Source organism: Streptomyces sp. NPDC031265, from assembly GCF_055570295.1.
This window is the reverse complement of sequence record NZ_JBVIHM010000027.1, coordinates 102,221-108,427: the sequence shown is the minus strand read 5'-3', so window position 1 is coordinate 108,427 and position 6,207 is coordinate 102,221. Positions and strand designations below refer to the sequence as shown.

Below are 6,207 nucleotides of genomic sequence, written 5' to 3'. Positions count from 1 at the left end.
CGCAGGATCCAGCTCCAGCCCCACCTGATCGACGGCTGCCTCACCGCGACCGGCCTGACTATCAACCCACCGACCCCACCCTGAAAACCTCAGTAGTGGGAGCTGCCGGGACGGTGGGTCAGTAGCGGCGTGGCTGCGGCTGAGGCTCGCGGGGTCCCGGCTGGCCCTGGGCTGGCTAGGCTGCTGGTCATGAATCCGGCCATGACCAGCGGTGTGACCACTGAGCCCGCCATCCTTGACGCCATGGAGCTGACTTCCGATCCGGAGCTGGAGGCCCGGTTGGCGGAGTCGGCCCACCAGATCCTGGCGGACCTGGTCCGCGCAGGTGCCGCGCTGGGCTGGGTCGAACCACCCTCGCGGGATGAGGTAGCGGAACTTCTGGGCCACGTCGTCTCTGCGGTCCAGGCCGGGGATGCCGCCCTGCGTGCCGCTTACCTCGGCGGTCGGCTTGTCGGGCTGGGGTACTGGCTCCGCTACGCCCGGCCGACCCATCGGCCACACGCCGATCTGGAGAAGATCGCGGTAGATGCTGCTGCCCATGGTCGTGGCATCGGTCGGGCGCTGACCGCCGCCTTGATCGCTGACGCTCGGCAGGCGGGTATCGAGGTCCTCACCCTGGACGCCCGTGGCGACAACACCAATGCCCTGCACCTCTACCGGTCGCTGGGCTTCACCGAATACGGCCGTCTGCCCGACTTCGTCGCTGTCGGCGAACGCCGCTACGACAAGGTCTTCTACATGCTGGACTTCCGTCACCCAAGCTGACCCGTCCAGGTACGAAGGCCCGGCGCAGACCCGCTGGCGCTCCGCGTTCGTTCGTGCGCGATGATCACCATATCCGTGGTGGGGATGGCCTGTTCGGGGTCGAGCGTCCAGGTGGCGGCGGAACCGTGGCGCCCTGATGGAGGGCGAGCGAGAACGCGCCTTTGATCCGGCGCTCCCTCACTGGCTGACCTTGAGGCCGTGCGGGCGGCCGTGGCCGCCGACGCGGGCAGGACGGACGGCCCCGAGTTCTGGTGGACACAAGACCGCGGCTGGGTCGTCACCAGTGACGCCGACCTGGTCTCCACCTACGTCGGCTGCTCAGCCACGGCAGCCGAACACATCCTGAGCTGCCCAGAGATCGAGGCCTTGCTCGTCACCCCGAAGACCCGGGTCGACTTCAACGCCGACGAGCCGAGCCACTGCTTCCCATGGCACCCCGGACTCCGGCGGCCGCGTTGACGACGCGGCGAGTCGCCGATCTGTATCCCGGCGAGACCAAGACCGACGCCCCGACGCGTTCATCATCGCGGACGCCGCCAGAGCGATGCCCCACACTCTGCGGACGATCGATCCCGCCGACGAGGCGGTCGCCGAACTGGCCGTGATCGCGGGGTTCGACGACGACCTGGCTGGCGGGTCTGCCCGGATGGCCACCGCCCCGAATCGGGGTTCAGGCTCCTGATGCCAGGCTGTGGCGGGTGCGGTAGAGCAGTTCCAACGCCGTGTTCTCGGCAGCACGGTCCGCGCCAAGGAAGCGGTTGCAGTGCAGGTGTACGTAGCTGTGGCACAGCTCGGGCAGCGTCTTGCCGAGTAGCCGGCGGCGTTTCAGATCGGCGAGCCGGTCGGCGACGTCTGCCAGGTGAGGGCGACGCCGGGTGAGGACGTCGCCAATGAGAGGAGGAGGTGGTCCGCGCAGCAGGTCACAGAATTCCGCCTTGCGGGTGCGGTACTCCGCGCCCGCCGGCCGTCGCTGGGGATTCTCCCGGTGGTAGAAGCGGAGCCTCTCGGCTTCGCTCAGGCCGAGCCCGGTCAACAGGTCGTCAATGGTGAGCAGGGCCAGGCCCGTCCTGTCGAGCTGGGACTTCCCGGCGTGCTCGAGGGAGAGGAGGTCGAGAACGGCGGAGCTGTCGGCGGAGTACAGCTGTTCGGTGACGTCCATCCCGATGAGGCCGCCGTAGCGTTCGATCTCACGATCGTAGACATCGAAGGTGAACCGTGAGAGATGGCCGTCGGCGAGGAGGGTGCCGGCCCAGTCGCTGAGTGCGGGGACGAGCACGGAGGGGTTGCCGCGCAGGCGTAGCCGCAGGTGGGGTTCGGGGTCCGAGTAGCGCAGGAAGACGCGTCGGTCGGAATGGCCGTCCAGCGAGCGGAGGAGCTCGCGGATGCCGCCGACGAGCAGGGCTTCCTCCTCCTGCCGGTCGCCGTAGAGCTTGACGAAGGTCCAGTCGCTTCCCGGGGGGCGCAGCCGTTCTGCCCTCGCCACCCGGGCGCCGGCTTTGCTGGGTGGAACGGAGCGCGGAGCAGGGGCGTTGCGGGTCATGGACACCACGAGTTCGACGGTGTGGCGGCCGTTCGGCCCACTGACCCAGGCGTCGTCGAGGCCGGGAACGGCCTCCTGGAGGACCACGCTGCCGTCGGGCCGCAGACGGTTCAGGGCTCGCCGTATCCCATCGGTGTGGGAATGCGCGGTGGCGTCGATGAGGAGCCGGTGGTCCGCGGCCGCGTCGCTGCTCGTGAGGTACGTGTAGCGGGGCACCCGCCACTGGCGGCGCCAGGCGTCGAACACGGCCGGGAACCGGTCCGGCTGCCCTGCCCACTCGTGCGCTGTGGCGTGGTCGATGCGCCACTGGGCCAGGCGCAGGATGACCGGGCCGGAGGTGACGCGGGGCAGGTAGGGGAAGTCGCGGGCCGGGCCCCAGTCGAAGCCGACGATCTGGGCGGTGCCGTCGCGGCTCACATCGGCGAGGAAACGGCAGACGGCGGGGGCCCGGCTGTTGTTGAGCATGTGTCCTGAGCAGACGCTGACCTGTCGGAGTTCCCCCGTGCCGTCGTCCCAGATCAGTGCGAACCTGCCGTTCGTTACGCGGACCGCGAGCTGGTCGAGAGGGATGTAGCGGGCAGGTCCGTCCTCCGCGCTGGTGCGAATGCCGACCTCGTGGTCGCGGATCGCGGGCCGGACGATGACGTTCGCCGAGCGGGTCTTCTCGGGGAGGTACACCAGTTCGGCCAGAATGCGGCCGGCTTCAACGGCTTGTTCGGCGTCGGCGATGTCGCCGAGGGCGGGAACGGCACCGGTGAGCATGCCTGCGAAGCGGCCGAGGTTGCGTCCGGCTGCTCCGGCACCGACGTTGGGGCCCACGACCAGGTGGAAGTCGCCTGCGTCGATGGCGGCGGGTGACGGGGCAGAGACCATGGCGTAGAGGTCGAGCGATGCGGGGAGCCGCTCGGGGGCCGCTTCCCAGAGGGCGAGTCGGTCGATGGTGTCCTGGTCGAGGTCGATGCCGGTGAGGTGGTCGTGGAGAGCACCGGTGGCGAGGCGGAGCAAGGTGTCGGCCCGGGCGGCTTTGGCGGGAATGACCGGAGGCAGGAGGGACGGTGAGCCGAGGCCTGTGACGGGATCGAGGAGTTCGAGGACGGACACGTCCCGGTCGGTGCCGTAGCGGACCTCGAACGCGCGCCGATACGCGCTGATCTGCGGCACGCCGAAGGGGAACGGGGTGAGCCGCAGCAGCAGTTCGGCCGCCCGGACCGCTTCGTCGGCCACTTTGCGTGACACCTCGCAGGCCGCCAGGGGCAGAACCGTGTCGACCTGGAGCGGTGTGGCTGTTTCGAAGCCCGTGACGCGGCGGGCGTGGTCGGCGAGCGCCGGGAAAGCGGCGGCGCCGGTACCGGCCGGCTGCCTCTCCCAGTCCTGGATCGCGGCCAGCAGTTCGCCGAGGTCCGCAGCGGCGGTGCCGGCTGCCGGTATCCGGCCGAGGTGGTCGAGGACATGTCCCGCGGGGTCGAGGTGGGTCAGCGGTGGGCGGAGGTCCGTCAGGAGGAACGCGTGCCGCCACAGCCGGTATAGCAGATCGTGGACCTTGTCGGGAGTGGCTCCGGGGACGGCTTCCAGGAGGTCGGCGGCGAGGTCGGCGTAGGCCACAGGTGTGCGGGCGAGGGCGAGGGCGCGAGTGGCGGCGCCGGTGGCGCGGAGGGTGACGTTCTCGCCGCCGTTCGCCCCGAGGGCCGCCTCGACACCGCTCAACGTGATCCGGCCGGCGCGGTGCAGCACGGCCGGATTGGCGATGACCGTGGTCGCCTCCCGGATCTCGGTTCGCGATTCGAGGGCGGTGACGAAGTGCACGAGGGCGTGCATGTCTACACGGGCGTGGACGTCGGGAGGCTGGTCGGCGAGGCGGACGTCGGTGACCGTGCCCCAACGCCCCAGGGCGACACCGGCGTTCAGCCCGAAGGGAGTGGGCCGGGTGCTGAGGCGAATGAGGTAGCGCAGGATGCTCGACTCAAGGCGCCGCCGGTCGCGTTCGGTGCGTACGGGCCCCAGCAATGAGGTGGCAAGGGGCAACGAGGACACGACGACGGCACGTCGCGCGTGCTCGTTGTCCCGGACGCGAGCGATTGCGGGCGCTCGCCTGAGGTCCTCGGCTGCGGGGTAGTCCGTGACGGGGAGGATCGGGGTGCGGATCACGAAGTGGTCGAGACAGCGGTAGAGCCCCGATGCCCGGGGGGCGGCTCGTCGCCGAGTGCCGGGACCACGGGAGGCGTCGGCGCTCATGACAGCAGGAAGAACCGGTCCCAGGCGGGTGGTTCGAGGGTGGCGGCGGCAAGAAGGGTGAGGGCGACCCCTGCGGCGCCTTCGAGGAGACCGGACCGGTCCTCGCGGGTGCCGTCAGGCTCGACGCTGCGATAGCCGAACGGGGCCTGCGGTTGGTATTCGCCGATCAGTTGGTCGACCAGGCGGCGCGCGCCGTCGCTGATCTCCTCGTCTCCGGTGTCGACGGCGAATCGCAGGGTGACCTGCAGAAGCCCGGCGATGCCGTGGCAGAACCCGGGCGAGTCGATGCGCCGCCGGGTGACGGGTCGCCGCAGTACGGCCCGCATGGCCGCGACGGCCGTACGGGTCAGGTCGGGGTCGCCGAGGGCGGTGCCGGCGAGCCAGAGGGCGCGCGCGACACCGGGGCTGCCGTAGCACCAGGCGTCGCGGGCTGCCGACGGTGCGGCGGAGTCCTCACCGAGCGGGACGACCGACGGGTATGCCCCTCCTCGGGCGTCGTCGACCTGGTGTGAGGCGAGCCAGGACGCCGTGCGGCGGATCGCCTCGGTGTGCCCCGCGCCCACCGGGCCGTCGGCGTGGGCGAGGGCGAGCATGGCGAGGGGGCCGGTGATGCCGTGGGCGAGACCGCAGTTGGCGACCGCGGTCCGGTACCGATCGCGCATGCTCTCGTCCGTGATGAGGGCATGGGGGGTGTGCCAGGCGGGGACCCCGTCGACGGCACGGGACAGGTCCACGAGCCAGGCGAGCACGGTGTTGAGAGCGCGGTCCCGGGCTGGGCCGGTCGGCCGGGAATGGAGATATGCGGCCACCCCGGTCCACCCCGACACGAGGTCGAACGTGCCGACGGCGAGGCCCTCCCCGGTGACAGCGGGAAGCCGTCGGGGAATCCGGGTGTACAGGCTGTCGTCGATGCCGCCGAGCAGGGTGCGGTACCGCTGTCCGCCGTGAGCCAGGTACGAGGTGGTGAAAGCCACTCCGGTGAGGCCGGCGAAGAGTCCCAGGGTGCCCACGGGGTTCGACGCCGTGCCGTCGACGGCACGGCTGAGGTGGTGGTGGGCCACGAGGTCCCAGCCCTCGCCGGGCAGGCACCGGTCGAGATGTCCGAAGGCGAGGGCGAGGCCGCAAGTGCCTTGGGCGGCGCTGTGGGCCGTCCATCGCGGACGTCCCTGCAGCGGCGCTCCCTCGACGATGTCGGGGTCACGCAGCCGCGAGAGCACGTCCACGGAGATGGCGCGCACCGAGGCGACGGTCTGCGGATCGCCGATGGCCGGCTGCCAGGCGGGCGGGGCCATCAGCCTTCCCGTGGGTCGTGCTCGACGACGCGGCGGATGACATGATCACCGGCGACCCTGCGGGTGACCCCGTCGGCCCGGACCTGACTGACTTCCAGGACGTAGTGATCCTCGTAGAGACTGCGGTCGCACTCCGAGGTGCAGGAGCCGCAGGTCTCACAGGTTTCGGTCTCGTTGGGGGTGTCGAACACGGGGCAACTGCCCGCACAGGTACTGGCACAGCTGTTCGTGCATTCGTCGCCGCAGGTACTGGCGCAGCTGTGGGTGTCCTCGATGACGAACCTGTCGACTTCCCGCGTCGTCATCTTGACGCGGATGTCCAGGTCGAACTGGTCATCGCTGTATACGACGTGTGCTTGCTCGTCTTCCATGGCTCAA

Annotated in this window: 5 protein-coding genes and 1 pseudogene; 3 read left to right on the top strand and 3 right to left on the bottom strand. The window is 70.4% G+C overall.

Annotated elements, in window-relative coordinates; all coding sequences use genetic code 11:
* Positions 1-201: 201 nt before the first annotated feature.
* The 3 genes and pseudogenes from ACZ499_RS31885 to ACZ499_RS31875 form a co-directional block, all read left to right on the top strand.
* Entirely contained in the window at positions 202-765 is a 564-nt protein-coding gene (locus tag ACZ499_RS31885; RefSeq protein WP_468679669.1) for a GNAT family N-acetyltransferase, read from the top strand.
* Positions 766-963: 198 nt separating this feature from the next.
* The gene (locus ACZ499_RS31880; protein WP_468679663.1) at positions 964-1,224 is read left to right on the top strand and encodes a hypothetical protein; all 261 of its coding nucleotides are present in this window, start codon (positions 964-966) and stop codon (positions 1,222-1,224) included.
* Positions 1,221-1,417: pseudogene (locus tag ACZ499_RS31875) on the top strand (IS110 family transposase); the annotation flags it as partial. The gene ACZ499_RS31880 and the pseudogene ACZ499_RS31875, both read left to right, overlap by 4 nt.
* An 18-nt stretch (positions 1,418-1,435) precedes the next feature.
* Here the strand turns inward: ACZ499_RS31875 and ACZ499_RS31870 are convergent.
* Genes ACZ499_RS31870 through ACZ499_RS31860 form a run of 3 tightly spaced genes read right to left on the bottom strand, consistent with a single transcriptional unit; the run spans position 1,436 to position 6,200 of the window.
* Positions 1,436-4,537: a lantibiotic dehydratase gene (locus tag ACZ499_RS31870; RefSeq protein WP_468679662.1), complete on the bottom strand. Its 3,102-nt coding sequence runs from the start codon at positions 4,535-4,537 to the stop codon at positions 1,436-1,438.
* Positions 4,534-5,829, bottom strand: coding sequence for a lanthionine synthetase C family protein (locus ACZ499_RS31865; protein WP_468679661.1), 1,296 nt, complete (start codon positions 5,827-5,829; stop codon positions 4,534-4,536). Before ACZ499_RS31865 ends, ACZ499_RS31870 begins: the two co-directional genes overlap by 4 nt.
* Complete coding sequence (locus ACZ499_RS31860; RefSeq protein ID WP_468401936.1) at positions 5,829-6,200, bottom strand: hypothetical protein; 372 nt, start codon at positions 6,198-6,200, stop codon at positions 5,829-5,831. Before ACZ499_RS31860 ends, ACZ499_RS31865 begins: the two co-directional genes overlap by 1 nt.
* Positions 6,201-6,207: the final 7 nt, after the last annotated feature.